A 23,039-nucleotide genomic window follows, 5' to 3' on the forward strand; every position below is an offset into this window, starting at 1 on the left:
GTTTCTCAAGAATTGCAATAAGGGGATATTCTGCAAAGGTCGGCAGGCCGATAGTGTGTACACATGGAAGCGTATTCTGGAGCACCACATGCGCAGGAACGAACCGGTGACAGGGAAGGAACACGAGTACCCGTCACACTATCACCTGATCAGCACCACCGACCTGAAAGGCAAGATCACCGCCGTCAACGAAGACTTTGTTGATGTCGCCGGCTTCAATGAAGACGAACTGATCGGCCGCCCCCACAACATGATCCGGCATCCGGACATGCCCCCAGAAGCCTTCGAGAATCTCTGGCAAACCGTGCAGGCGGGCGACTCCTGGCGGGGCATCGTCAAGAATCGCTGCAAAAATGGCGATCATTACTGGGTGGATGCCTACGTTACACCAATCAAGAAAAACGGCCAGATCGTCGAATACCAGTCGGTTCGCTGCCAACCCAGCCGGGCACAGATCCAGCGTGCAGAGGCGGCCTATGCCGCTTGGAACAAGGGCAGGATACCCCGGCGCTACCAGGCCATCAGCCCGCCCATGGCCTCCAAACTGGCCTGCCTTTACGCCGTTCTGGCCGGCAGCCTGGTGATTTTTGGCCTGGCCGCGCTGACCCTGATCCAGATGGCTGTTCTTCAGGCCCTGGTACTCGCCGTATTTGCCATCCTCTTCTGGCTCACGCTGCCGATGATGCGCACCGCCCGGGACGCCTGCTGCGACGCCCACCCCGTTATGCCCTGGATCTATACCGGTCTTCGGGACGAAAGTGCCTGGATTGAGTACGATCGGCAAAAACGCGACGCCACCCTGCGAGCCGTCTCCGCCCGAATGCACTCCAACATAGGCATGCTGCACGGCAAGAAACAGAAAACCATGGAATGGGTATCCAGCTCGGTCGACAGCGTGCGTAACCAGCAAACGGACATTGAACACATTACCCGTGCTTTTGAAGAACTGGCGCAGAGCGTACGGCGGGTCAGTGACATGACCACCCGCACGGAGCATGCCAGCCAGGAAGCGCGACAATCCGCGCACCAGTGCCAGGACCGGATGGATGGCGTCAACCAGGCGATCTCCCAGCTAAGGGGACAGCTGGACAGCGCCAATACCGAAATGGACAAGCTCTCGGAACGTAGCGATGCCATTTCCGTGGTCCTGGAAGTGATCACGGAAATTGCCGAGCAAACCAACCTGCTGGCACTGAATGCCGCCATTGAGGCAGCCCGGGCGGGAGAAGCCGGCCGGGGCTTTGCCGTGGTGGCCGACGAAATTCGCGGCCTGGCCCGACGCACCCACGAATCCACCCAACGCATCGACACCATGATTGACGAGCTGCAGTCGGAAACCCACATGGTGGTCGATGTGATCAACAAAGGCTCGGAAGCCTGCAACCGCACCGCCACCATGGCCGATGAGGCCAGCCAGTCACTGCGCGTCACCCTGAACGACATGGACATCATCGACGATTGCGCCAGGGAAGTCGCCAGCGCCTCGCAACAACAATCGGCCCTGGCGGTTCAGGTGGAAAAGCAGGCCTCGCACTTGCTGGATCTGGGCAACCAGTCAGTGTCCAGCAGCGAAAGCGCGCATCAGGAGTCCGAGCAGTTGGGGAACCATGTAGACCAGGCCCAGTTGCTGACCAGCCACTTCCTGCATATGCTGCGGGATCGCCTGCGGCTCAGCAAATCCGGCGAAAAACAGAAAGAATTTCCCGAGCCGGCCCAATAAGGTACTCTGGCAATCCTCTAACGGTCAGTCATCACAACCAACAGGATTGCCTCTACCTTGACCCTGGGCACACTCGTCTGGCTCTTTATCGCCGGTTTCGCCGCCTGGTACTGGTGGCGGGCCAAGGCCATCAAGGATTCTGTCCTAACGGCCGCCCGGCGCTACTGCAAATCCATGGACGTCCTGCTTCTGGACGATGCCGTTTACCTGCGCGGCTTATGGTTCAAGCGCGACCAGAATGGCCGCATTCGGGTCTGGCGTCGTTTCCTGTTCGATTTCGCCACCACCGGCGAAGAGCGCTACACCGGCCGCATCATCATGCTCGGCCCCAACATCCTGCACATGGAGCTCGAGCCTCACCGGTTCTAGCGAGCCTTTGCCCTGATAAGCCTCAGTTTTCGGCAATCCCTTATCTGACCACCCATTTTAAATATGTTTGGGTTTCCTATACTGCGTAGGTGACCACTCACCAAACAGACCGGGACAATGGACATCAAACACGACCATCGCTACGCGATTAACCTGAACGTCCGGGGCATCCAGCCCTCTGCCACCCTCCGCATCAATGAGCTAAGCAACCAACTCCGGGCCGAAGGCCGGGACATCATCAAACTGGGCCTGGGACAATCACCCTTCCCGGTACCCGAGCGAGTTGTCGAAGCGCTCAAGGAACACGCCCACGAAAAGGACTATCTGCCGGTCAAAGGCCTTAAAGGCCTGCGCGAAGCCATTTCCGGCTACATCAACCGTAACGAACGCATGCGCAGCACCTGGGAAGACGTGCTTATCGGCCCGGGCTCGAAAGAGCTGCTGTTCATGCTGCAGCTGGCCTACTACGGTGATTTGCTGATTCCGCGCCCAAGCTGGGTGTCCTACGCCCCTCAGGCCCGGATCATCGGCCGCTCCGTGCATTGGCTGCCAACCCACGCCGAGAACAACTGGCAACTGACCGCCGAGGAACTGGATATCGTTTGCCGGGACGATCCCTCCCGCCCGCGTATCCTGATCCTGAACTACCCGTCCAACCCCACGGGCTGCACCTACACCGACGACCAGCTGCTGGCCATTGCCAACGTGGCCCGCAAATACAAAATCATCCTGTTGTCGGATGAAATCTACGGGGAAGTGCACTTCGAGGGTCGACACAAATCGATCGCGCGCTACTACCCGGAAGGCACCATCATCAGCACCGGCATGAGCAAGTGGTTGGGTGCCGGCGGCTGGCGCCTGGGCACGTTCATTTTCCCGCCCGAGCTGCGCCCACTGCAGGACGCCATGGCGATCATCGCCAGCGAAACCTTCACCTCTACCGCGGCCCCCATCCAGCACGCGGCGATTACCGCGTTCAACGGCGGGGACGATATCAACGAATACCTGAAACAGTCCCGCCGGATTCTCAAGGTGGTGGGTGAATACATGCATCGCCGGCTGCAGGAAATGAACGCCGTGGTGCAAAAGCCGCAGGGCGCGTTCTATCTCTTCCCGGACTTCTCTGCATACCGGGAAAAACTCGCCCGGCATGACATCAAGACCTCACAGTCCTTCTGCACGGCGCTGTTGGCCAGCACTGGCGTGGCCATCCTGCCGTCCAGTGACTTCGGTTTCACCCCGGACCACCTGGGGGCACGACTGGCGTTCGTGGATTTTGATGGCGGTGAGGCCCTGAAGCTTGCCGGTGGCGATTATGCCGACATCGAGTTGGGCGACGACTTCGTGCAGCAGGCCTGCCCTCGCCTGGCAAAAGCCATGGACAAAATGGAGCAGTGGCTCAACAGCCTGTAACCCTGCCGTGCTAGACTGGCACCCTCACGTTTGCTGCCTGGGGGTGCCATGTCTGACGCAATGACTCTTCGAGAAATTACCGATTTCGCCGAAAACCTGGCCCGCGAGGCTGGCGAACTGGTTCGCCGGGAGCGCGAGGACAACACCCTGCGCACCGACTACAAGCACCAGACCGAGCTGGTCACCCACGCCGACGTGATGGCGGACGAATTCATCACCGGCGCCATCCGGAAACGCTTCCCGCACCACCGCATTCTTTCCGAAGAGACCATGCCGGATTTGTCCCAGGCCGAAGAGCTGGACACCCCGCTGTGGATCATTGACCCCATCGACGGCACGGTGAACTACGCCTACGGCCACCCCCAGGTGGCGGTGTCCATTGCCTACGCGGAAAAGGGTCAGGTGCAGGCGGGCGTGGTACACGCGCCTTTCTCCGATGAGACCTACCGCGCCACCAAGGGCGAAGGCGCCACTCTGAATGACAAGCCCATCCAGCACAGCGGAGCCACCGAACCCCGGCAGTCCCTGTTCGCCACCGGCTTTCCCTACACCAAGGACAACCTGGAGCCGCTGGTCAACCGCCTGAACGCAATGATCCACCAGTGCCGGGACCTGCGCCGCATCGGCTCGGCAGCCCTGGACATCTGCTGGGTGGCCTGCGGCCGTCTGGACATCTACTACGAAACCGTCAGCCCCTGGGACTTCGCCGCCGCCCGCCTGATCGCCAAGGAGGCCGGCGCCACGGCTGGGCACTTTGGTGCCGTTCCTGAAGGTTACCCTGAAGACCTCTGGGGCCAGGACTTGCTGATTTCCGCGCCGGCGGTGTGGGAGCCAGTGCGAAAGATACTGCGGTCTGCTTCCGGATATGAGGGTAATTAGCCCCAAACAGACTCGGATACCAAGCCCCAGGCTTCATCAAAGTCAGTCGAGGGCAGGCGAGCAAACGAAGAGCGCACAAACCGCTGAATCCGGCCCTCGACAAATACCATGACAAAGTCCGCCCCACGCGCCGAAGTGGTCCGCGGACTCAGGCCCTGGCGAATTTCGCCTTCCTTCAGAGCCTGCCGAAGCTGGGTTTCCAGGCGCTCGAAGAATTGAGACGCCCGCTTGCGCAGGGACTCGTCTTCACCCATCAGGGCATCGCCGGTCAGCACACTGCACAGCCCCGGATTGCGTTCGGCGAACACCAGCACCAGATGCACCAACTGCTGGATGCGAACCCGCACATCCTCCTGCTCCTGAAGGATTACCTGGCAGCGGGAAAACACCGCTTCCTCGGCAAACTCAATCAAGGCCTCGAACATTTTCCGCTTGCTCGGGAAATGGCGGTACAAGGCCGCCTCGGTCACACCCACAGTGCGAGCCAGGCCGGCGGTGGTAATACGGGCGCCGGGGTCAGACTGGATAAGTTCCACCAGGGCGTGAAGGATGCTTTCCCGACGGCTGGGTTTCTGGTTGGTCATGGCAAGGTTTCAGCGCTTTTGGGTTCTGGTTATCGGTTTTATGCCCTCTCCCCTGGTGGAAGAGGGCCAGGAAGAGAGGGATTAAGGGTCTTAGAAGAAAGTACCGTCGATGGGTGATGATGCACTGGCGTACAGCTTCTTCGGCATACGGCCAGCCAGGTAGGACTCGCGGCCCGCTTCGATGGCCAGGCGCATGGCGTGGGCCATTTTGATGGGGTCCCCGGCCTTGGCGATGGCGGTATTCATCAGCACGCCGTCGCAGCCCAGTTCCATGGCAATGGCAGCATCGGATGCCGTACCCACGCCGGCATCCACCAACACCGGCACATTGGCGTTCTCAACAATCAGGCGGATGTTGTAGCGATTCTGGATGCCCAGGCCCGAACCAATGGGCGCACCCAGGGGCATGACGGCAATACAGCCCATCTCTTCCAGGCGCAGGGCCAGCAAGGGATCATCGGAGCAGTACACCATCACCTTGAAGCCGTCCTTGATCAGCTCTTCGGCGGCCACCAGGGTTTCCGGCATGTTCGGGTACAGGGTTTTCTGGTCGCCCAGCACTTCGAGTTTTACCAAGTCGTGGCCATCGAGTAGTTCCCGGGCCAGTTTGCAGGTGCGCACCGCATCCTTGGCGGTGTAGCAGCCGGCGGTGTTGGGCAGGATGGTGTAGGTATCCGGGTTCACCACATCCAGCAGGTTGGGCTCGTCCGGGTTCTGGCCAATGTTGGTTCGGCGCACCGCCACGGTGACAATTTCGGCGCCGGAGGCTTCAATGGCGTGGCCGGTTTCCATCAGGTCGCTATACTGGCCAGTGCCCACCAACAAGCGGGACTGGTACGTCCGGCCGGCAAGTTCCAGGGGTTTGTCTTCGGGGAGCTGGATCTGTGCTGTCTCTGTCATGGTTTTCCTGAAATCGGTAGTCGTCATATAGGATCGCAGGCGGGATGGACCCGCTGCTTAACCGCCGCCAATGGCGTGAACCACTTCCACCCGGTCACCCTCGTTGAGGGTCAGTTCGGGGTGTTGGCTGCGGGGTACAATGTCTTCGTTCACTTCCACGGCAAGCCGCTTGCCGGTCAGTTCCAGATGCGCAATCAGGTCCGCGACCGTCATGGCATCGGGTAGTTCCACAGCGTCACCATTCAGCTGTATCTGCATGGTTTTCTTACCTCTGCTCTTTCTTCAGGGCTGCGATGATCAACAGTACCCAGCCAATCATGAAACAGACACCGCCGATCGGGGTCACCGGCCCCAGCCAGTGAGTGCCGGACAACACCAGCAGGTACAGGCTGCCGCTAAACAGCACAATGCCCGCCAGCCAGAACCCACAGGCGACAACCAGCAAACGCCTTGGCAATCCCACGGTGGGCATGAGCGACGCAGCTACCAGCACAATTGCGTGGTACATCTGATAACTGACGGCCGTTTCAAACACGTCAAGACCACGGGCGCTGACCACGCCCCGCAGACCGTGGGCGCCAAACGCACCGGTCATTACCGCCAGCAAGCCCGCCAGGGCACCAAGTGCCAGAGCCCAGCGAATGGTTTGCCGGTTTAACGGATTAACTGCAGTCACAGTGGATCTTCTCGCCGGTGTCCAGGTTCATCATGGTTAATGCACCACCCCAGACGCAACCAGTGTCCAGGGCCACGTATTGCTCACTGACTGTGCGCCCCTCAAGTGCGGCCCAATGGCCGAAGATAATTCGGGTGTCATCCTGGCGGGGAAAATCGAACCAGGGTGCAAAGCCCTCGGGCGCGTTGTTGGCCGGTTCCTTGGTATCCAGCTCCAGGGTGCCGTCCTGGGCGATGAAGCGCATGCGGGTGAAGTAGTTGGTAATCGCCCGCCAACGCTCCATGCCCTCCAGGTTCTCATCCCAACAGGCCGGCTCATTGCCGTACATATAGGTGAAGTATTCTTCGGCCTGGTCACTGCGGATAACCGACTCCACTTCCCCGGCGTAGGCCATGGCCTGCTCCACACTCCAGATGTGAGGCAGCCCGGCATGGGCCATCACCAGGTTGCGGCGAGGGTCGTGCACGCAAAAATTCTGCTGGCGCAGCCAATGTAACAGCCGGTCCCGGTCCGGGGCCTCCAGGATCTCGGAGAGCGTGTCTTTCTTCTTGAAGCCATGCCCACCCAACGCAACGGCCAGCAGGTGCAGGTCATGGTTGCCCAGCACCACCAGGGCGGAATCCCCAAGGCTTTCGACGTACCGAAGGGTTTCCAGGGACGATGGCCCCCGGTTGATCAGGTCACCGGCCACCCAAAGCCGGTCGCGGGAGGGCGAGAAGTCCACTTTCGCCATCACTTCCCGCAAACGTTCGTAACACCCCTGAATATCGCCAATGGCGTAGTCAGTCATTACTTACCTCTTCCCCTTGCGCACAGTGATCTCCGCTGTCTACCAGCATGTCAGCAATTTGTACGTAATCAGCCAGGCTAAGGTTTTCCGGTCGCAGACCGTCGTTGATGCCCAGACTCTGCAGTTGCTCGACGGTAACCATGCTCGCCAGGGCCTTGCGCAGGGTTTTGCGACGGGCATTGAAGGCGGTACGCACCACCGCCTGAAGCGTTTTCAGGTCTTTGGCCGGGTGCGGCAATTCCTTGTGCGGCACCAGTCGCACAATAGCGGAATCCACTTTGGGCGCTGGCCGGAAGGCGCCCGGCCCCACTTCAAACAGCGGCTGCACCTTGCAGAAATACTGGGCCATGATACCCAGGCGGCCATAGTTGTTGTCGCCCGGCACCGCCGCCAGCCGCTGCACCACTTCCTTCTGCAGCATGAAGTGCATGTCCGCCACCACCCCGGCCTGGGACAACAGGTGGAAAATCAGCGGCGTGGAAATGTTGTACGGGAGGTTACCGATAATGCGCAGCGGCCGATCGGTCATCAGCTGGCTGAAATCAAAGCTGAGGGCGTCGGCTTCGTGGATCCGGAATTCCGGGTAGTTAAAAAACTTGGTGCGCAACACCGGAATCAGGTCCCGGTCCAGCTCCACTACCTGCAAACGCGGGTTCACCGCCAGGATTTCCTCGGTCAACGCGCCCAACCCCGGACCAATCTCCACGATGGCGTCGTCTGGCTTCGGGTTGATGGCCCGAACAATTTTCTCTATCACGCCCGGGTCACTCAAAAAGTTCTGACCAAAGCGTTTACGGGCCTTGTGCCCATGGTTGTTACTCATGAATATTCTCCGGCGTTCGCCGCCTTTCGACAAAGCGCCATCTGTTCGCCAACGCGAATGGCGGTGTGCAGACTACCGGCGTCCGACTTGCCCGTGCCCGCCAGATCAAGGGCGGTGCCGTGGTCCACGGAAGTTCGTACGATGGGCAGCCCCAGGGTGATGTTCACCGCACGGCCAAAGCCCTGGAATTTCAGTACCGGCAGGCCCTGGTCGTGATACATGGCCAGGGCGGCGTCAGCATTATCGAGCCAGTGGGGCGTGAACAGGGTGTCCGCCGGCAGCGGACCGGTCAGTTCAATGCCCTCGGCGCGCAGTTTTTCCAGGGTAGGCTCGATCACGTCGATTTCTTCCCGGCCCAGATGGCCGCCTTCGCCGGCGTGGGGGTTCAGTCCCGCCACCAGGATGCGCGGCTGCTCAATGCCAAAGAAGGTTTTCAGGTCGGCACTCAGGATGCGGGTCACCTGGGTGATCCGTTCGGGCGTAATGGCTTCAGGTACGTCCTTCAGGGGTAAGTGAGTGGTTACCAGGGCCACCCGGAGCTCTTCGGTGGCAAGCATCATCACTACCCGCTCAACGCCACACAGCTCCTGAAGGAACTCGGTATGACCGCTGAAGGCAATGCCCGCTTCGTTGATCACGCCCTTGTGAACCGGTGCCGTAACCATGCCGTCGAAGTCGCCTTTCAGGCACCCCTCAGCGGCAATGGTAAGGGTATCCAGCACGTACTGGCTATTCGCAGAATCCACGTGACCGGCTGTTTCGGAGTGGCAACCATCGACGTGTCGCACGGACAGGTGGCCAGCACGGGTCTCCGGGAGCTGCCCCGGTTGCCAGTCGTGCAGTTCCACAGCCAGGCCCAGGTTTTTTGCCCTGGCCGCCAGCAGTGACTTACTGGCAATCACTACAATACCCGGCTGGCGAGTCTCGCCGGCCAGTTGCAGACACAGCTCAGGACCGATGCCCGCCGGTTCACCGGCGGTCAGGGCCAGGATGACCGGACTGCTCATGAAGCGGTGTCGCCTTCGCTGGCGTTGTTCATGTCCGCATACTCACCCTTGAACTCGACAAACGCCTCATCACGGACTTCCCGGAGCCAGTTCTGCAGCTCGGTCTCGAACTTACGCTGGTAGATCGCCTGGCGGGCCTGGGCTTCCTTGTTGGCTTCGGTCACATCCTGGCGACGACGCTCCTGCACCTGAAGGATATGCCAGCCAAAACGCGACCGAACCGGGCCATAAATCTCGCCTACGCGAGCATCCAGCATAGCCTGCTCAAAGGCCGGTACCATCTGTCCGGGGCTAACCCAGCCCAGGTTGCCGCCATCGGAACCAGACACCGCGTCGTCAGACACCTCGCGGGCCAGCTCGGCGAAATCCGCGCCATCTTTCAGCTCCTGATAGATTTCCCGGACGCGTTGCTCGGCCTGTGCCTCGGTCAGAGCATCCGACGGCTGCACCAGGATATGACGCACACGATGCTGCTGAACAAACTGTTGCTGTTCGCCGCCGCGGCGGTCCATCACCTGCACCAGGTGGAAACCGCTGTTGTTCTCAAGCACCTCGGAAGGCTCGCCGACGTTCAGCTCCGGCACCACGGGCGCAACCAGTGACGGCAACTGGCTCTCCGAACGCCAGCCCATGTCACCACCTTCCAGGGCGTTGCTGGCATCCGATTCGGCCACCGCCACCTCGCGGAAATCCCGGCCTTCCACAATCTGCTGGCGCAGCTCTTCGGCCTTGGCACGGGCGGTGTCCACGGAGGCTTCGTTGCCCGGTTCATCCACTTCAATAAAAATGTACGCCAAGCGGTATTCAGGCTCGTTGGCACCGCGGGCCTCCTGGGCCTTCAGGTAATTCTCCACTTCGCGGTCGGTTACCCGTACCCGATTGCCAACCCGGCGCTGCTGGACGCGACTGGTCAGCATTTCATTGCGAATCTGCTCGCGCGCCTGCTGGTAGGTCACCCCTTCCTGGGCCAGCTGCTGCTCAAACTGGGCCAGGGTCATGTTGTTATTTTGGGCGATGTTCCGCAGGGTTTCGTTCAGCTCGTTGTCGCTGATGCGAATCCCCATGTCATCAGCCATCTGCAGTTGCACCGATTCGGCAACCAGTTGCTCCAGCACCCGCTCTTCCAGCAACTGACGGGGCGGCAGGCCCGTGCCCTGGGCGCTCAGGCGACCGACAATGGTGTTTACCCGGGCCTCAAGCTCGCTTTGCAGAATGGCCTCGTCGTCAACAACGGCCACCACCTGGTCCAGCAGTTTTCGTTCGGCGTGGGCAGAAACCGACACGGCCACCAGGGCCAGGGTCAGTAGCAGTGTCAGTCCGTGGCGGACAGTGGCCTTCATAGTCACCTCTTGATTGGTCAATTCGCAGCTGCAGCCCCGAGTGGGCATCGCAGATCTTGGTCCGTTTTAGGGGCTTGGAGTTCCAAACCGGCGGCGGTCACGCTCGTCATAGCCATAAATAGCATTGGAGAGTTCGTCAGCGCCATCGCCGCTGCCGCCAAGACCCTTGAGTTCCACCCGGAACAGAATCCGGTTGTCCAGCTCTTCGTCATCGGTCAGGTAGCTTTGATGCACCACCTGCACGCTCCAGCAGCAGTTGTTGTATTCCAGCCCGGCCAGGCTGCCCACCGTGCGGTCATCCGTATAGTCATACACCCAGCGACCCAGCACGCTGACGCGGTCGGTAATCGGGAACACGGTGCCGATATCACTCTGGTCCAGTTCGTCGTCCGTGCTGGCCAGCCCATCGCCTCGATTGTAGGTGTGTCCCAGCGTGGCCAGGTAGCGATAATCCTCGGAGTGGAAGATCAGCTGACTGCGCCCTTCCAGGGTTTGTTCGGTCTCGTGATCCCACAAACCGGAAGAACGAATTTCCAGATTGTCCAGGGGCTTGAGGACCACCTCACCGGCCAGGGGCGAATCGGTATCGGAGCAGTCAGCCTTGCCACAATTACCGTTCAGGGTAACGTCCCAATCCTCGAAATAGTGCACCTGACCGATGCTGAATCGTGCGCGCTCGGCACCAGTGGTCAGATCGTTGAAGCGGCTGGTCAGGGCTACGGTGAGCTGGTCCGTGTCACCAACCCGGTCGCCCCCGGTAAAGCGGTTGCGGCGGAAAAGCTGGTCGAACCGGAAACTGCGCAGCCCGGTATCGAAATCCGGGATGTAGCTCTGGTCCTCGGCATCGGCCCAGGCATAGTACAGCCGGGGCTCCAGGGTCTGGTTGTAGGGCACATCAAACAGCTCGCCCCGACGGTCAAAATACAGGCCATTGTCCCATTCAAATACGGGGACACTGCGGTCAAAACTGCCATCACGCTGGTTATAGTCGTAGTCATCCAGCTCATAGCGGGTGTAATCCAGGCTCACCGACGGGCGGCTATAGCCCCAAAGGGCGCGCATCGGCAGGGCCACTTCCGGAATAGCACGCAGGCGCTGGCCGGTTGCTGCTTCCAGGCCGGTCAGGGTGTCATTGTCCCGGTCAAACCAGGTGTACTGACTTTCCAGGTTGGCTTCCAACCAGCCGGCCTGCGCCGTGCCACCGTAAATCACTTCCGGCAGCTGGTCATAGGGTTTGTTCTCTTGCAGCACATCCTCGTCCAGCGTCTGGTAACCATTGAGGTAAGCCTCGAAATACTGGTCACTGCCCGAATAGCGCACCCCACCACGCCGGCGCAGGTGCGTGGTCTGGTTAATATCCAGTGAGCGGTTCAGGTCACTCAGGTAGTCCTGATCCGAGACGACCGAGTAGTCCACATAGCCATTCCAGCCGCCACCAAAGCCGGCGCGACTGGTGAAATCCAGCCCCCAACGCTCGCCGTCCTCTGCCGGAAATTCATCCTCGTAGGCGGAATCGTTGTTGATGTAGCCCAGCTGCAGGACCGACTGGCCCAGCGAACTCAGGTAGCGGCCTTCCAGCTCCGTAAACAGACCCCGCCCATGAATGTACTGCGGGGTAATGGTGGCATCGTAGTTCGGTGCCAGATTCAGGTAATAAGGGGTTGCCAGGAAAGCCCCGCCGCCCGCGTTGGACGAGCCAAACTGCGGATAGAGGAAGCCGGTCTTGCGGCGGTCGTCAATGGGGAACGTCATGTAGGGCCAGTAGAACACCGGAGTGTCCAGCACTTCCAGACGGATGTGCTTGGCGGTACCAAAACCCTCGGCCCGGTCCAGTTCGATGTCCGATGCCACCAGTGCCCAGTCATTCTGCTGGGGCCCGCAGGTGGTCAACAGGCCATCGGTGATCAAAACCCGATTTTCGCTCACCCGGGACAAAGAGGATGCCGTGCCCCGCAACTCGGCCTCGTGAAACAGGAAGGTGGCCGAATTCACATCAAACCGGCCTGAATCCACGGAATACCGGGCTTCCTGCCCTGTCAGCAGCACCCCTTCCCCGCGACTGACCAGTGGGCCCTGAAGCCGCACTTCACCGGTTTGCTGGTTATAGCGGGCTTCCGTGCCGGACGCCTGAAAGTTGCCTTGGCGAAGCTGCACGTCGCCCTGAAGATAAAGCTGGGAGTCCAGCTCGTAACGGGCATTCAGGGAGCTGGCTTCCAGTGGCACATCGCTGGTGGACGCCGCATCCGGACCCTGGCCGGTTTGTGGCGGCAGGTACCCGCCCTCACAGAATGCTGGCAAGCGTTCCTGTACTTCGGGAGGCAGCTCGCTTCTGGGGCGCCAATCAATTTCGGCCGCGCTGGGGGCTGCAGTCGCCTCCTGGGCCATCACGCCCACGGGCATCCACCCTGCCACCAGCCCAGTTGCCAGAAGACTCCGGAGAGTACCGGGCCTGATCCTTGTCAGGGCGTGATTACGACTGGGCACGGTAGCGATAATCCTGTTCCGGGTGAATAACAAAGGCCATCAAAAATGACTGCCTAGTTTACACGCGCCTCACCGCCTTGTTAACGGAAACACCGCTGCAAATCCGTTTTACGCTCTTTATACTGGTCTGCTACCGTTTGTTGATAACCACCCGACCCCAGGAAGCACCGCGCCACCATGGACAATCGCCTGCAATTGCTGACCGAATGGATCCGACACTTTCCCGGCCTGGAAAACGCCAGCCCGGAGCCGGTGGCCGGCGATGCCAGTTTCCGGCGTTATTTTCGCGTGTGGCAACAACAGAACGGGCAAAGCCAGCCACTGATCGTGATGGACGCACCACCCGAGCACGAAGACTGCCGGCCGTTTCTGGCCATTGCCCGGCACTGGCACCAGCATGGCATCGCCGTGCCCGACATAAAGGCCGAAAACCTGGAGCAGGGCTTCCTGCTGCTTGAGGACCTGGGCGACCAGTTAATGCTCCCGGCAGTCACGGCCGACAACGCCGACGCGCTGTACCGTCAGGCCCTACAAGAACTGGCGCGCATTGCCCCGCTGGGTGATCCGGCCGGCTATCCCCTGCCACCTTATGATGAAGCCCTGCTTGACCGGGAAATGGCCCTGTTCCCGGATTGGCTGCTGGAACAACACCTGGAGCTGAAACTGGACAATCAGGACCGGGCCCTTCTGGACACCGCCTTCGGCCTGCTACGGGAAAGCGCCCTGGCGCAACCGGTAGTCACCGTGCACCGTGACTACCATTCCCGCAACCTGCTGATTCGCGAGCCCCAGGCCGCGCCCGGCGTGATCGACTTTCAGGATGCCGTGCGCGGCCCGGTGACCTACGATGCGGTGTCACTTCTGAAAGACTGTTACGTGCGCTGGCCTGAATCCACCATCCGGCAGTGGCTGGAGCATTACCGCCAGCTTACCCTGGACGCCGGCCTGCATCGCGCCGACGCCGACACCTTCCGGCAATGGTTTGACCTGATGGGCCTGCAGCGCCACCTCAAAGCCGCCGGCATTTTCGCCCGCCTGGCCATCCGCGACGGCAAAACCGGGTACCTGGCCGACATCCCGCGAACGGTCAGCTACATTCGCGACGCCAGCGCCCGGCAGCCGGCCTTCCGGCACTTCCACGAATGGCTGTGCACCACCGTCATTCCCCGCATTGAAGAGCGCATCGGCGCCGTTCCCCAGCCGGAGAACCAGCCGTCGTGAAAGCCATGATCCTTGCTGCGGGAAAGGGGGAGCGCATGCGCCCGCTCACCCTGCATACGCCCAAGCCGCTGCTGCAGGCGGGTGGCAAGCCACTGATTGTGCACCACATTGAACGCCTGAAACGAGCCGGTTTTGCAGAGCTGGTGATTAACCACGCCTGGCTGGGAGAGCAAATCGAGGAAACCCTGGGCAACGGCGAGGCTTTTGGCGTGCACATCCAGTATTCCGCCGAAGGCGAACCACTGGAAACCGCGGGCGGCATCATCCGCGCCCTGCCACTGCTGACTGACACCGGCAGTGACTGGTTTGCCGTGATTAACGGCGACATCTGGACCGATTTCCCCCTCGAAAGCCTAACCCCGCCGGATGCTCCAGATTGCCTGGCCCTGCTGGTGATGACCGACAACCCCGCGCACAACCCGGCTGGCGATTTCAGCCTGCAACCGGATGGACAGCTTACCCGTGAAGGCAACTCCCGCCTCACTTTCACCGGCATCAGTGTCCTGCACAAAAAGCTGTTCAGCGGGCTCGAAGATACCGCTGGAAAGCTTGGGCCCGTGCTGCGCGCGGCCATGACGAACGGCCAGGTTCGTGGCATTCATCACCGGGGGCATTGGATGGACATTGGCACTCCGGAACGGCTGGACCAGCTATCCCAACACCTTGATGCGAACGGACAGCGCTCATGAGTGACAAACAGGAACAGCCGCTGCCAGCGGCCATGGAAACCGCACTTTCAGGCGTTCTGCGGAAATTGGGTGAGGCGAACCATAAAGCCGATACCCTGCTCCGGAAAACCGGACTCCCCCGCCGGTACCACAAGCCGCTGTTCTTTTTCTTGGGTCATATCGCCAAAGGCGATGGCCGGGTCACCGAGGCCGACATCCAGTACGCGGAAAGACTGATCAAGGCCCTTGGCCTGTCATCCCGCCAGCGGCGCAAGGCCATTGAGCAATTCCAGCAGGGCAAGAACACCACCCAACTGCCGATGCACCGGGGCCTATTGCTCCGGCTACAGGCAAACCTGGCGCCCGGGTCCGCGATCATTACCGCCGCGTGCCTTTGCCATGGCGCCCAGATTCAGGGCCAGCCTGGCAAGACCCGGCGTTATCGCTGCGAAGACAGCATTACCTGCATGGGCCTTCCCGTGGCCATTGCCGACGAAGTGTTTGAAAGCTATGCCAGCAAAGTCTGGGCCCAGAACTCGACGGCCCTGCACCGGCCCACCACCTATGCCGACGCCTGCCTTATCCTGGGCGTGACCCGCCGGGACACCCTGGACACCATCAAACGCCAGTACCGGAAGAAAGTCTCCGCCTGCCATCCGGACAAGCTGGCTCAACAGAAACTGACGCCCACTGAAAAGGCTCTGGCAAAAGACCAACTGCTGCGCTACCAGCAGGCCTGGGAACTGATCAAGAAACGCCACCGCATCGCCTGACCTACAAGAACACCACCACTATTGACCCACCCAGGCACTCACCCAGTTTGCAATGCCATCAGCATCGACTGCGCCTGGCGGGCTCGCCATAGGCAGAGGCAGACGCCGATACTGCCCCACCTCTGCCCGGGCCAGTTCTGCAGCCCGCTCCCGGGCAACCGCCTGGCTTGAGGTGCCGTGCAGATCCAGCAGCCGCCAGTTTCGGTCTTCGGCGAGCAGCTCGGTCAGTGCTGTCACCCGGTCCGGGGTGAACACCGGGGCCAGCCAGATCACACCGGCAAGCCGATCCTGCGCTGCCGCCCACTCGGTCACGTAATCGGCTGACCACCCCACGCCCAGCACCAGCAACCGCTCATAACCTCGATCCCGCAGGGCGCCAGCCGCTGCGTCCAGCAAGCCGCTTACGCTGTTCTGATAATTCTCCGCGAGGGCCTCCAGATCTTCCGGGGCCGCCACATCAATCATGACCGAACTGGCATTCTCGCCGGTCGGGTTATCCCCCTCCGAGCCGCCGTCCTCGACGTCACCGGGCGCCGGCACCTTACGTGACTGCCGACTCTGGCGCAGCACATCCGGCGGAGCCCTCAGCCCCAGGGTCATGACCGCCATGCCATCATTTGGCAACGTCCGGCGCAGGGCGCCGACAATAGCCTCATCGGCGGTCTGGCCTTCATTGGCCAACACGACCATCGCGCTACGCGCGGGCACCTGCTGCTCGGGGCGGAACAGCGCCAAAGCGCGACTACCCGCCTCCAGCTCAAGCCACACAGCCTGTTCCGGGTACTGGCTGGCCAGGGCCCATTCGCCCAGGCCGGTGGTCACCAAGAACCGCTTGCTGGCGGGTGCTTCGGCCGCCGGTTCGGTATCCGTCTGTGGCTGCTCACCGTCCTGCTGGGCCAGGACCGTCGAACTGAAAACCAGCACCAGTCCCGATAACAGTAATGACAAGCCCCATTGTGATTTCAAATCCCGTTCCCCGCGCTGCGAAATTGGCTGGCAAGCTGATAGACTATCAGCCTCCAGACTAGCCGATAATTCAATTGAGAGAGCCCCGATGAACCCGTACCTGATTGCACCATCCATTCTCTCCGCCGATTTTGCCCGCCTGGGCGAAGAAGTCGACAACGTACTGGCCGCCGGTGCCGACGTTGTTCATTTTGACGTGATGGACAATCACTACGTGCCCAACCTGACCATCGGTCCCATGGTGTGCGAAGCCCTGCGCAAGCATGGCGTGACCGCGCCCATCGACGTGCACCTGATGGTCTCCCCGGTGGATGACCTCATCCGTATGTTTATCGACGCCGGAGCCAGTTTCATTACCTTTCATCCGGAAGCGAGCAATCACATCGACCGTTCCCTGCAACTGATCCGCGATGGTGGCTGCAAGGCCGGCCTGGTGTTCAACCCGGCCACACCGCTGAGCTACATGGATTACGTGATGGACAAGCTGGACATGGTGTTGCTGATGTCGGTGAACCCCGGCTTCGGTGGCCAGAAGTTCATCCCGGGCACCCTCGACAAGCTGCGCGAGGCGCGCCGGAAGATCGATGCCAGCGGCCAGGACATTCGCCTGGAAATCGACGGCGGGGTAAAAACCGACAACATCCGGGAAATCGCCGAAGCGGGCGCCGACACCTTTGTGGCCGGTTCCGCCATTTTCAAAACCCCGGACTACAAGGCCACCATCGACGCCATGCGCGCGGAGCTGGAAGCGGCCCGTAAGGCTCGCGGCCAATGAGCCTGAAAGGCCTGTTCAACGCCCGCTGGCCGGGCGTTGCCCTGTTTGATCTGGACGGCACCCTGGTCGACAGCGCACCGGACCTGGCTGAGGCAGTCGACCTTACCCTTCAGGAACTTGGCCGTTCACCGGCGGGTCTGGAGAAGGTACGCCCCTGGGTCGGCAATGGCGCCAAGATCCTGATTCGCCGGGCCCTGGCCGATAAGCGCGATTGGGAGCCCGCCCGCGCGGAAGACGACCTCCTCATTGAGAGCGCCCTGGAGATCTTCTTCAAACACTACCGCCAGACCAACGGCAAACACGCCCGCGTGTACCCCGGCGTCAGGGAATGCCTGGAACACCTGAGTGCCTGTGGTTGTCGCATGGGCGTGGTCACCAACAAACCCCAACAATTCATTGCGCCGCTGCTGGAGCAGACCGGCCTGGCGCAATGGTTCCAGCTCACCCTCGGCGGCGACGCCCTGCCCGAGAAAAAACCCGAGCCCGCGCCGGTACTCCACGCCATGAACCAGCTCCATGGCACCATCGGCACCACTGTGATGATTGGCGACTCGGTGAACGACGTGCAGGCGGCCCTGGCCGCCGGCGTGCCCTGCGTGGCCGTGCGCTACGGCTACAATTTCGGCCCGTCCATCGACAGCCTGGGCGCGGACGCCGTGGTGGATTCCCTGTCCGAACTGCTGTGATGCCATAACCGCTCACGGTTGAAAGACGGTAGGTTCAACACCACCGTCTATACTGGCATTACATTTGACGGAAAAGGATCAGATCCACTATGAGCCTTGACCAGATTCAAACGGTAATCGACACCTGGACGGGGCTGGGCATCTGGCTGGCCCTGGTGGCCGCAAGCCTGGCCTGGGTCATCTACGATTTGCGCACCAACAATAACCACATTGCTTCAATGATGCAGTGGGTTTGGGGACTGACCGTGCTGTACTCGGGCCCCATCGGATTGATGATCTATCGTTTCTCGGGGCGCAAACAGATACCCACGGACAGCACGGCACGCAAGGGTTTCCGCTCCGTTGCCCACTGCTACTCGGGTTGCGGCATTGGCGAGATCCTGGGTGTAATCATCTCCGTCGGCCTCTTCGCCCTGGGTAACTTCTGGGCGGCCATCATCACCTTCAGCCTGGCTTACATCTTCGGCTTCGCCCTCAACATCGGCCCCATGATGCAAAATGGCATGGCCTTCAAAGAGGCGTTCAAAGGGGCGTTCGTCGCCGAAACCATCAGTATTGTGGTGATGGAATTTGTCGCCATCACAACCGATCTTTACCTGGGTGGCAAATCCACCATGAACGACGCCCTGTTCTGGTCTTCACTCTATATTTCACTGTCGCTCGGCTTGTTCGCCGCCTGGCCAGCCAACCTGCTGCTGATCAAATATGGCCTGAAAGGCGGCATGGGTGACCCGAGGGATGAAGACGCAGCGGCCCACGCTCATTGTCACTGATGAGTAGTTGATTGGTGGCAGTCTCAGGACTGCCGCCTATGGCTTACCACATTGGCGGTCGGGCCTTTGCCTTCTGGTTATGGGCACCGCCGCCGCTGGTCTGGCTTTCGCCACTGGCCATCTTGTACAGGCGCTGCTCTAGGTAAAGCCAGGCGAGTTCCATTGAACCGCACCCAGGTGTCAGGATATTAAACACGGATAGCTGGAAAACAGGTGCCGGTCCAGACTAACACCAACCCAACAACTTCAATGGGTTACTGCGTCTTTTACGACGCGCCTCCCTCTTTGGTGAGCAGTCCCACTGTCAGGGCATTAGACAAAGGCGGGCTTGTTGCTATCGTAACGACACGCCCGCTCCAACCTTACCCCGTCCTTCTTCGGTTTTCCTCTCGGAATTTCAGCATTTTCAAGCAATGGCATGCCGTATGCCTCAGCCATTCAGAAGGTTGTTCCTTTTATTGGAGCCAACTTATTCGGCAGATAACTGGTTATACCCGTGACCTTAACCAATATGGAAATCGGGCCAGTGGAAAATAACGTTATTTTTGCACTATGGAAAAGGAAAAAGCCATGAACTTAAAAACTCTGTACGCGCCGCTGGGGGGCGCACTGGCTACTGTTATTTTGGTGACTAGCCTGGCCCTGCCATTAACAGCCAGCGCTGATTCTCAACCCGCACCGACCATCCTATTGGCAAGCTCTCATGGCAGTGGCGGAGGTATGGGCGATGACGGCTACAGTGGTGACCGCGACCGTTCCATGGACAAGGATCGCATGAAGGACAAGGACCGGATGAAGGACAAGGACCGAATGCAGGATCAGCTACGGCCCCACCTGCAAGCCATGGACCGGATACGGGACCGCCTTAACCAAACCCAGGAAAGCGGCGATCGCCAGGAACTCATGAACCAATACCGGGAACACATCCGCCAAAGCGTACAGGCGATGAATCAGTCCCGGAGCCAGGCTGAGGGCAGCGAAGAGATGCAACGCCGCGATAGGGAGCAAATGCGGCAGCTGATTCAACACATGTGGCAGTACCAGCAAATGCAACAGTAGGTTTGTACCGACATAAAAGATAGAACCCTACCCCAAAGCTCGTGGTCAGCCGCAACTTTGGGGTAGTCAGCTACTCAATACTTCAACTCGGTTTCGGCCCCGGGCCTTGGCCCGATACAACGCATCGTCCACACGCTTCAGCAACGTATCTTTGCTTTCGCCGGGCACGTACTCGGTGACCCCGAAACTGGCCGTAACGTGGAATCTGGCGCTGAATACATATTCCTCGAGCACCTGTCGCAACTTTTCGGCCAGGACTTTGGCCGTGACCAACCGGGCCTGGGGCACCAGAATCATGAATTCCTCGCCTCCCCAGCGCACAACCATATCGGTGGACCGAACGTTATCCCTCACAAGCCTGGCCGATTGCTCAAGAACCTTGTCCCCCTGAACATGGCCATGGGCATCATTTATGTCCTTGAAGCCATCAAAGTCATACATAACCAGGGCCATGGGCGAGCCATAGCGCATGGTAAGGTCCATCTCTTCCGTCAGGCGCTGATCAAACGACCGGCGATTGAACAGTCCGGTGAGATTATCGGTGGTGGCGTATCGAAAAATTTCGGCTTCCAGGAGCTTGCGCTGGGTGATATCACGGCAGATACAGAAGATGAGCTTCTTGCCTTCAAAAACAGTGGCGCTATTGCTGAGCTCCACATCAATCACGCTGCCATCCTTGCGACTTTTGCGGGTTTCAAGCTGCTCGCCCGGATCGCCGATTTTTGCCAGCTTCTCGAGGATCTGAGTTTTGGAGAAGTGAACATCCCATTCCCAGACCCGCATCTGACGGATTTCCTCAATGGAATACCCCAGCATTCGGGCAAATTCCTGATTTGCCTCGAACACTGAGCCGTCAACCTTGAGTACCACAATGCCGTCTCGCGATTGCTCGAACAGAATACGCCATAAAGACGCGCGCTCTTTGCGCAACTCATCAATCAAGCTTTCGGAAAGCTGGCTACCGACCTCCGTGCCCATGCCAATCACCGCCCTCTCGTCAAGTTCAGAACTGTTGTTTTTCTGGGCAGTATGACACAAATCAATTAATGCCTAGCACAACATTGTTTGTTTTTTATTCATTTACTTATAACCAGCCTGAACGTCTCCCGGAACCAAACACCCAAACCAGGGGCCGGCGAACGACCCGATAGCCCCAACTGCCGATATAGAAAACCGGCAAAAGCAGGAAAAACCAACCCAGAAATTGCACCAGCCTGACGGGATACCCCATCACTTTCGCTACCTCGGCGAAAAAGTCACTGATGAGGGCGGGATGTGAGATCACCAGGTAGCCCACCCCAATGACGGCAGGCCATTTCGAATAACGGGCGGCAGCCATCAACATGCGCCCACTGTTTGCCAGCCGTGCGGAAAGCGCCGCCGAGCGGGTACTCCGGGCAGCGCTTCGGGAAGAAACGCTAATCGCACGACCTACCCGGAGTACCTTCAGGGCGCTTGCGGCAACCAGCACATCCACCGAGGCCCAGCCGACATCGCCTGCGGAGATTTCCTGCCCGGTCCGGTGTTGAATCTCCAGGTTCCGGATACCACTGGCGAAGAACTGGTTAAGGTTCTCCAGCACCCGTTCGGTCATCACCCAACTGACCTCGCCCTGATCACTGACCACAAACTGCCCCAGAAAATCATGGCCCTCCTCCTGAATGAAACCAATGGCATACCAGCCACGTTCCTCCGGGCTCAACCGGGCACCGTTCAATGAATTTCCCTCTGAAGGGCGAGCCGTTCCGCCATCGCTGAAATACTCCTTCACCGACTGGTACTGCTGGGCCAGGCGATTCATCAGCTCAATGGAGCCAACCGGATTGGTCAGGAAGTAATGGATGGGCGGGAGGACATTTTCGCCATAAAGCCGGAGAATCTCGCGAAACTCCTCTTCCGGCCCATAGACTGGAAAGAGCGCGCGGGTCATCTCGGGGTAACGCAGGTAGGCCGCCCGGGCCTTGAGAAACAACAGCTCATCGCCGGCCATGTCCAGCAGAGCCGCCTGGACTTCGAGGGGTTCTTGTTCGATGTTGGGAAACTCACTGAGGGTATCTTCGGCCTGAATACGGACCAGCCTTTCCTCAATGGGCACAGGAGTGGAGCGAATCGTCGCTACCAACGCGATCAACAGGGCCGCACCACCAATGAGGAAAAACTTTTTCACAGTCGCACCTGCCGGTTTCTTGGGCTTAGCTGCTGCGCGGCGCAAATATGATGATAGCCATGCCCAACAGCGCAACACTGGAACCCACCAGATCCCACACCGTGGGGCGAATGCCGTCAACGGCCCAAAGCCAGAGAATAGCCATAAAGATATAGACACCCCCATACGCAGCATAGACCCGTCCGGCTGCGGTGGGGTGCAACGACAGCAGCCACGCAAAAGCCGCCAGACTCAACGCACCCGGCACCAACAGCCAGACGCTCTTGCCCTCACGGAGCCAGAGATAAGGGAGGTAACAACCGACAATTTCCGCCAAGGCCGTAACGAGAAAAAGACTGACGGTTTTGAGCTCAGGGAACAAAGGGCTTCCTTATAACGGACGGCTTTGAACTAGTTTCGCGGCGCGTGGAATATACCGGATAGCTTCTGCCCCCTGCTGTTCTTGCATACCCACGCGTAAATTGGGTACCCAACAATGGAAAACAGCCCCCCAAAAAACGAGGCCAGAACGGGGAACAACACGAGATTTGCCAGATAGTTTTCAAACCTTACCAGCTCAATCAGCCCTAGCCCGGATTTCTCATAAGGGGATAAAAGAAAGCGGCTGAAAGTGCTATAGTTTCAGGACCTTACACCGTTCACCAAGCACCAACAGCCGCTATCCAAAATGGTACCTGAAAAACTGACCTTCTCGCCACTCTCTCGCCGTCAAATTGAAGCCGATTTCTCCGGGGGTCACATCACCTCCGATGCCGGTTTGCTCCTGCTTCGCGAAGTCGACAAGCAACATAAGCTCACTCAGCGCCTGGCGACTGTTCTGAACGATGCCCGTAATCCGGTACTGGTTCGCCACAAGCTTCAGACCATGATCCGACAACGGGTCTTCGGCGTAGCTGCTGGATACGAAGACCTGAACGATCACGAGGCACTGCGTTTTGACCAGGCGCTGCAAACAGCGGTTGGCAA

25 protein-coding genes are annotated in these 23,039 nt (G+C 59.7%); 12 read left to right on the top strand and 13 right to left on the bottom strand.

What is annotated here, in order from left to right:
• The first annotated feature begins 88 nt into the window (after positions 1 to 88).
• The 4 genes from BY454_RS01060 to BY454_RS01075 all read left to right on the top strand — a co-directional run bounded on the left by BY454_RS01060 (position 89) and on the right by BY454_RS01075 (position 4,381).
• Positions 89 to 1,720, top strand: coding sequence for a methyl-accepting chemotaxis protein (locus BY454_RS01060; RefSeq protein WP_104414771.1), 1,632 nt, complete (start codon positions 89 to 91; stop codon positions 1,718 to 1,720).
• A 57-nt stretch (positions 1,721 to 1,777) separates the two neighbouring features.
• Entirely contained in the window at positions 1,778 to 2,089 is a 312-nt protein-coding gene (locus BY454_RS01065) for a DUF3301 domain-containing protein (protein WP_104414772.1), read from the top strand.
• 117 nt (positions 2,090 to 2,206) lie between these two features.
• Positions 2,207 to 3,502 (top strand): pyridoxal phosphate-dependent aminotransferase, encoded by a 1,296-nt coding sequence (locus BY454_RS01070; protein ID WP_104425535.1) that lies wholly within the window; start codon positions 2,207 to 2,209, stop codon positions 3,500 to 3,502.
• Between the two features lie 48 nt (positions 3,503 to 3,550).
• Complete coding sequence (locus tag BY454_RS01075; protein ID WP_104414774.1) at positions 3,551 to 4,381, top strand: inositol monophosphatase family protein; 831 nt, start codon at positions 3,551 to 3,553, stop codon at positions 4,379 to 4,381.
• Here BY454_RS01075 and slmA read toward each other — a convergent pair.
• From slmA to BY454_RS01120, 9 genes are all read right to left on the bottom strand, one after another.
• Entirely contained in the window at positions 4,378 to 4,965 is a 588-nt protein-coding gene (gene slmA / locus BY454_RS01080) for a nucleoid occlusion factor SlmA (RefSeq protein WP_104414775.1), read from the bottom strand. The genes BY454_RS01075 and slmA overlap by 4 nt on opposite strands.
• Positions 4,966 to 5,055: 90 nt before the next feature.
• Positions 5,056 to 5,865 (bottom strand): thiazole synthase, encoded by an 810-nt coding sequence (locus BY454_RS01085; protein WP_104414776.1) that lies wholly within the window; start codon positions 5,863 to 5,865, stop codon positions 5,056 to 5,058.
• Positions 5,866 to 5,922: 57 nt separating this feature from the next.
• Positions 5,923 to 6,123 (bottom strand): sulfur carrier protein ThiS, encoded by a 201-nt coding sequence (thiS, locus tag BY454_RS01090; protein ID WP_104414777.1) that lies wholly within the window; start codon positions 6,121 to 6,123, stop codon positions 5,923 to 5,925.
• 7 nt (positions 6,124 to 6,130) lie between these two features.
• Positions 6,131 to 6,460 carry a DUF423 domain-containing protein gene (locus BY454_RS01095; protein WP_104414806.1) on the bottom strand — a complete coding sequence of 110 codons (330 nt, stop codon included), beginning with the start codon at positions 6,458 to 6,460 and terminating at the stop codon, positions 6,131 to 6,133.
• A gap of 67 nt (positions 6,461 to 6,527) precedes the next feature.
• Positions 6,528 to 7,331 (bottom strand): symmetrical bis(5'-nucleosyl)-tetraphosphatase, encoded by an 804-nt coding sequence (locus BY454_RS01100; protein WP_104414778.1) that lies wholly within the window; start codon positions 7,329 to 7,331, stop codon positions 6,528 to 6,530.
• Complete coding sequence (gene rsmA, locus BY454_RS01105; RefSeq protein ID WP_104414779.1) at positions 7,324 to 8,154, bottom strand: 16S rRNA (adenine(1518)-N(6)/adenine(1519)-N(6))-dimethyltransferase RsmA; 831 nt, start codon at positions 8,152 to 8,154, stop codon at positions 7,324 to 7,326. Before rsmA ends, BY454_RS01100 begins: the two co-directional genes overlap by 8 nt.
• Positions 8,151 to 9,161, bottom strand: coding sequence for a 4-hydroxythreonine-4-phosphate dehydrogenase PdxA (gene pdxA / locus BY454_RS01110; protein ID WP_104414780.1), 1,011 nt, complete (start codon positions 9,159 to 9,161; stop codon positions 8,151 to 8,153). Before pdxA ends, rsmA begins: the two co-directional genes overlap by 4 nt.
• Positions 9,158 to 10,501, bottom strand: coding sequence for a peptidylprolyl isomerase (locus BY454_RS01115; protein WP_104414781.1), 1,344 nt, complete (start codon positions 10,499 to 10,501; stop codon positions 9,158 to 9,160). The genes pdxA and BY454_RS01115 overlap by 4 nt, the downstream gene beginning before the upstream one ends.
• A 66-nt stretch (positions 10,502 to 10,567) precedes the next feature.
• Positions 10,568 to 12,901, bottom strand: coding sequence for an LPS-assembly protein LptD (locus BY454_RS01120; protein ID WP_104414782.1), 2,334 nt, complete (start codon positions 12,899 to 12,901; stop codon positions 10,568 to 10,570).
• A gap of 261 nt (positions 12,902 to 13,162) precedes the next feature.
• Between BY454_RS01120 and BY454_RS01125 the strand changes: the two genes are divergently transcribed.
• Genes BY454_RS01125 through BY454_RS01135 form a run of 3 tightly spaced genes read left to right on the top strand, consistent with a single transcriptional unit; the run spans position 13,163 to position 15,647 of the window.
• A complete protein-coding gene (locus tag BY454_RS01125) occupies positions 13,163 to 14,206 on the top strand; it encodes an aminoglycoside phosphotransferase family protein (RefSeq protein WP_104414783.1) in 1,044 nt (347 codons plus the stop codon).
• The gene (gene murU, locus BY454_RS01130) at positions 14,203 to 14,895 is read left to right on the top strand and encodes an N-acetylmuramate alpha-1-phosphate uridylyltransferase MurU (protein ID WP_104414784.1); all 693 of its coding nucleotides are present in this window, start codon (positions 14,203 to 14,205) and stop codon (positions 14,893 to 14,895) included. Before BY454_RS01125 ends, murU begins: the two co-directional genes overlap by 4 nt.
• The gene (locus BY454_RS01135; RefSeq protein ID WP_104414785.1) at positions 14,892 to 15,647 is read left to right on the top strand and encodes a DnaJ domain-containing protein; all 756 of its coding nucleotides are present in this window, start codon (positions 14,892 to 14,894) and stop codon (positions 15,645 to 15,647) included. The genes murU and BY454_RS01135 overlap by 4 nt, the downstream gene beginning before the upstream one ends.
• 18 nt (positions 15,648 to 15,665) lie before the next feature.
• Here BY454_RS01135 and BY454_RS01140 read toward each other — a convergent pair whose 3' ends face one another.
• Positions 15,666 to 16,613, bottom strand: a complete 948-nt coding sequence (locus tag BY454_RS01140) for a DUF3530 family protein (protein WP_181049616.1) — start codon at positions 16,611 to 16,613, stop codon at positions 15,666 to 15,668.
• Positions 16,614 to 16,701: 88 nt separating this feature from the next.
• On the opposite strand from BY454_RS01140, the gene rpe reads away from it, so the two are divergent.
• The 4 genes from rpe (at position 16,702) to BY454_RS01160 (ending at position 19,906) form a co-directional block, all read left to right on the top strand.
• The gene (gene rpe, locus BY454_RS01145) at positions 16,702 to 17,388 is read left to right on the top strand and encodes a ribulose-phosphate 3-epimerase (protein ID WP_104414807.1); all 687 of its coding nucleotides are present in this window, start codon (positions 16,702 to 16,704) and stop codon (positions 17,386 to 17,388) included.
• Entirely contained in the window at positions 17,385 to 18,074 is a 690-nt protein-coding gene (locus BY454_RS01150) for a phosphoglycolate phosphatase (RefSeq protein WP_104414787.1), read from the top strand. The genes rpe and BY454_RS01150 overlap by 4 nt, the downstream gene beginning before the upstream one ends.
• 89 nt (positions 18,075 to 18,163) lie before the next feature.
• Positions 18,164 to 18,847: a DUF4396 domain-containing protein gene (locus tag BY454_RS01155; RefSeq protein ID WP_104414788.1), complete on the top strand. Its 684-nt coding sequence runs from the start codon at positions 18,164 to 18,166 to the stop codon at positions 18,845 to 18,847.
• Positions 18,848 to 19,417: 570 nt separating this feature from the next.
• Positions 19,418 to 19,906 (top strand): hypothetical protein, encoded by a 489-nt coding sequence (locus tag BY454_RS01160; protein ID WP_104414789.1) that lies wholly within the window; start codon positions 19,418 to 19,420, stop codon positions 19,904 to 19,906.
• A gap of 66 nt (positions 19,907 to 19,972) precedes the next feature.
• Here the strand turns inward: BY454_RS01160 and BY454_RS01165 are convergent, their stop codons facing one another.
• The 3 genes from BY454_RS01165 to BY454_RS01175 form a co-directional block, all read right to left on the bottom strand.
• Positions 19,973 to 20,884: a sensor domain-containing diguanylate cyclase gene (locus BY454_RS01165; RefSeq protein WP_146082674.1), complete on the bottom strand. Its 912-nt coding sequence runs from the start codon at positions 20,882 to 20,884 to the stop codon at positions 19,973 to 19,975.
• Between the two features lie 106 nt (positions 20,885 to 20,990).
• A complete protein-coding gene (locus tag BY454_RS01170; protein WP_104414791.1) occupies positions 20,991 to 22,073 on the bottom strand; it encodes a hypothetical protein in 1,083 nt (360 codons plus the stop codon).
• 25 nt (positions 22,074 to 22,098) lie between these two features.
• Complete coding sequence (locus tag BY454_RS01175; RefSeq protein WP_104414792.1) at positions 22,099 to 22,434, bottom strand: YnfA family protein; 336 nt, start codon at positions 22,432 to 22,434, stop codon at positions 22,099 to 22,101.
• Positions 22,435 to 22,740: 306 nt separating this feature from the next.
• Between BY454_RS01175 and BY454_RS01180 the strand changes: the two genes are divergently transcribed.
• On the top strand, positions 22,741 to 23,039 hold a 299-nt coding region (locus tag BY454_RS01180; protein WP_181049617.1), incomplete at its 3' end, for a transposase.

The sequence above is a fragment of the Marinobacter persicus genome (genome assembly GCF_002934325.1).
Classification (GTDB): Bacteria; Pseudomonadota; Gammaproteobacteria; order Pseudomonadales; family Oleiphilaceae; genus Marinobacter; species Marinobacter persicus_A.